The sequence below is a fragment of the Pseudomonas sp. genome (assembly GCF_050739995.1).
Lineage (GTDB): Bacteria > Pseudomonadota > Gammaproteobacteria > Pseudomonadales > Pseudomonadaceae > Aquipseudomonas.
The window spans coordinates 1-3,457 of the sequence record NZ_JBOICG010000526.1 but is presented as its reverse complement, the minus strand read 5'-3'; the positions used below and the strand labels follow the sequence as shown (position 1 = coordinate 3,457).

General features: G+C 62.5%; 1 protein-coding gene and 1 pseudogene. Both read left to right on the top strand.

Annotation, left to right across the window (positions count from 1 at the left end):
* Positions 1-124: 124 nt before the first annotated feature.
* Complete coding sequence (locus tag ACRESD_RS17150; protein ID WP_431752007.1) at positions 125-1,867, top strand: potassium/proton antiporter; 1,743 nt, start codon at positions 125-127, stop codon at positions 1,865-1,867.
* Positions 1,868-1,916: 49 nt separating this feature from the next.
* A pseudogene (locus ACRESD_RS17145) lies at positions 1,917-3,457 on the top strand (mechanosensitive channel MscK); the annotation flags it as partial.

The window sequence follows — 3,457 nt, the reverse complement described above, 5'->3', positions numbered from 1 at the left end:
TTTAGTTCCAGCGAGAGTCACAAAAAGCTTTTTGACAGCGCAGCAATTCAACAGGTTAGAATCGCTGGCACGCAGACTGCATGGTCAGTTTGCGCCCCGTCTTCCCCGCTCTGGAGTACTGCCTTTGAATGCAACGACCATCAACAGCCTGTTCTTGATCGGCGCGTTGCTGGTGGGTGCGAGCATTCTGGTGAGTTCCCTTTCGTCCCGCCTGGGTATCCCGATTCTGGTGATCATCCTGGCCGTGGGTATGGTCGCCGGCGTCGATGGCGGCGGCATCATTTTCGATAACTACCCAACCGCCTACCTGGTGGGCAACCTCGCCTTGGCCGTGATCCTGCTCGACGGCGGCTTGCGCACACGGGTGGCGAGTTTCCGCGTGGCGCTCTGGCCGGCGTTGTCGCTGGCCACGGTGGGGGTGTTGATTACCACCGGCCTCACCGGCATGGTCGCCGCCTGGCTGTTCAACCTCAATATCATTCAAGGCCTGCTGATCGGTGCGATTGTCGGCTCCACGGACGCCGCCGCGGTGTTCTCGTTGCTGGGTGGCAAAGGCCTCAACGAACGGGTTACCGCCAGCCTGGAAATCGAGTCCGGCAGCAACGACCCAATGGCGGTGTTCCTCACCGTGACCCTGATCGACATGCTCGCCAGCGGCCAGACTGGCCTGCACTGGAGCCTGTTGGGCCACCTGATCCGCGAGTTCGGCATCGGTGGCATCATCGGCCTGGGCGGCGGTTGGTTGATGCTGCAGATGGTCAACCGCATCAACCTGGCCAACGGCCTGTACCCGATCCTGGTGATCGCCGGCGGCCTCGTGGTCTTCGCCCTGACCAACGCCCTGCACGGCAGCGGTTTCCTCGCCGTGTACCTGTGCGGCCTGGTGATCGGCAACCGCCCGGTGCGCAGCCGTCATGGCATTTTGCATATGCTCGACGGCATGGCGTGGCTGTCGCAGATTGGCATGTTCCTGGTGCTGGGCCTGCTGGTCACTCCCCACGACTTGCTACCAATCGCCCTGCCGGCCCTGGGCCTGGCGCTGTGGATGATTCTGTTTGCGCGGCCGCTGTCGGTGGTCGTCGGGCTGCTGCCGTTCAAGGCGTATCATGGCCGCGAAAAAGCCTTTATCGCCTGGGTCGGCCTGCGCGGCGCGGTGCCGATCATCCTCGCGGTGTTCCCGCTGATGGCCGGGCTGCCCCATGCGCAGCTGTACTTCAATCTGGCGTTCTTTATCGTACTGGTCTCACTGCTGGTACAAGGCACCAGCCTGCCGTGGGTGGCCAAGCTGCTCAAAGTGACCGTTCCACCGGACCCCGCCCCTATTTCCCGCGCAGCGCTGGAAGTCCACGTCACCAGCGAGTGGGAGCTGTTCGTCTACCGCCTGGGCGCAGAAAAATGGTGCATCGGCGCCGCCCTGCGCGAGCTGAAAATGCCCGAAGGCACGCGGATCGCCGCACTGTTCCGTGGCCAACAACTGCTCCATCCGTCGGGTAGTACGGTACTCGAAGTTGATGATCTGCTCTGCGTGATAGGCCACGAACACAACCTGCCAGCCTTGGGCAAACTGTTCAGCCAGGCACCACAACGCGGCCTCGACCTGCGCTTCTTCGGCGACTTCGTGCTGGAAGGCGACGCCCAGCTGGGCGCGGTCTCGGCCCTGTATGGCCTCAAGCTCGAAGGCATCGACCCGGACATGCCGCTGAGCAGCTTCATCACCCAGAAAGTCGGCGGCGCACCTATCGTCGGCGACCAAGTGGAATGGAACAACACCATCTGGACCGTCGCGGTCATGGACGGGAACAAGATTGGCAAAGTCGGCGTCAGATTCCCCGAAGGAAGTCGCCCGGGCCCCGGACTCTTCCTCTAAACTGCGGGGCCACAACGTCCCGATTCTTCACCTTGCTCGATCGGTCTCTATGCCAACCTTGCGCACTTTCCTCGCCACTGCCCTGCTGAGCCTGACCCTGTGTGTCGGCGTCGTCCACGCCGCCGACCCGCCCAGCGCCGACGCCATCCAGCAAACCCTGGACAAGCTGCCCGACCGCAAGCTGCCCGACGCCGACATGAAGGCGCTGCAGACGATCCTGCAACAGACCCTGACCTACCTGGGCAACAAGCAGGATTACGAGCAGCGCCTCACCGACCTCAAGCGCCAGTTGGAAGACGCCCCGCGCCAGACCACCGACAACCAGCGCGAACTGGTGCGGCTCAAGGCCACCAAAGTCGTCCCCGTGGCCCAACGCTACGCCAGCCTGCCAGTGCCGCAGCTTGAGCAACTGCTGGTGCAACGCACCACCCAGCAAGGTGATCTGCAAAAAGAACTGGCCGACGCCAACAGCCTGACCATCGCCGCCCAGACACGCCCCGAGCGCGCCCAGACCGAAATCAGCAGCAGCCAGACGCGTATCCAGCAGATCAACGCGACCCTCAAGCTCGGGAAAGACAATGGCAAGACCCTCAGCGGTGACCAGCGCAACCAGTTGAATGCCGAACTCGCCTCCCTGAACGCGCTGATCCCTCTGCGCCGCCAAGAGCTGGCCGGCAACAGCCAACTGCAAGACCTGGGCAACAGCCAGCATGATCTGGTGGTGGAAAAGACCGCGCGCCTGGAGCAAGAGATCCAGGACCTGCAAACCCTGATCAACCAGAAACGCCTGGCCCAGTCCCAGCAAACAGTGACCCAACAGTCCATCGAGGCACAAAAAGCCGGTGGCAGCAGCCTGCTGGCCACCGAAAGCGCGGCCAACCTCAAGCTCTCCGACTACCTGCTCAAAAGCACCGACCGCCTTAACGACCTGACCCAGAAAAACCTGCAGACCAAGCAGCAACTGGACACCGTGACCCAGAGCGACTCGGCCCTGGATGAGCAAATCAACGTGCTCAAGGGCAGCCTGCTGCTGTCCAAGATCCTCTATAAGCAAAAACAGGCACTGCCGCGCCTCACCGTCGACCGCAACCTGGCAGACGACATCGCCAACATTCGCCTGTACCAGTTCGAGGTCAACCAGCAACGGGAACTGATCAGCACCCCCAGCGCCTATGTGGATAACCTGCTGGCCAACCAGCCGCCGGATGAAGTCACCCCGCAATTGCGCCGCACCTTGCTGGAACTGGCGATCACCCGCAGCGACCTGCTGGAGCGCCTGAGCCGTGAGCTGAGTGCGCTGCTTAACGAATCCATCACCCTGCAACTGAACCAGAAGCAACTGCTCAGCACCGCCACCAACCTGCGCGCAACCCTCGACGAGCAGATGTTCTGGATTCCCAGCAACAAGCCGCTGGACACCGAGTGGCTGGAAACCGTACCGGATCACCTGAGCAGACAAGTCGCCACCCTGCCCTGGGCCTCCAGCGTCAGCGAACTGTATGACGGCCTGACCCAGCGCCCGCTGCTGTTCCTGCCCTTGCTGCTGTTGATCGGTGCGCTGCTATGGCGACGCAAGGCCCTGTACCAGCG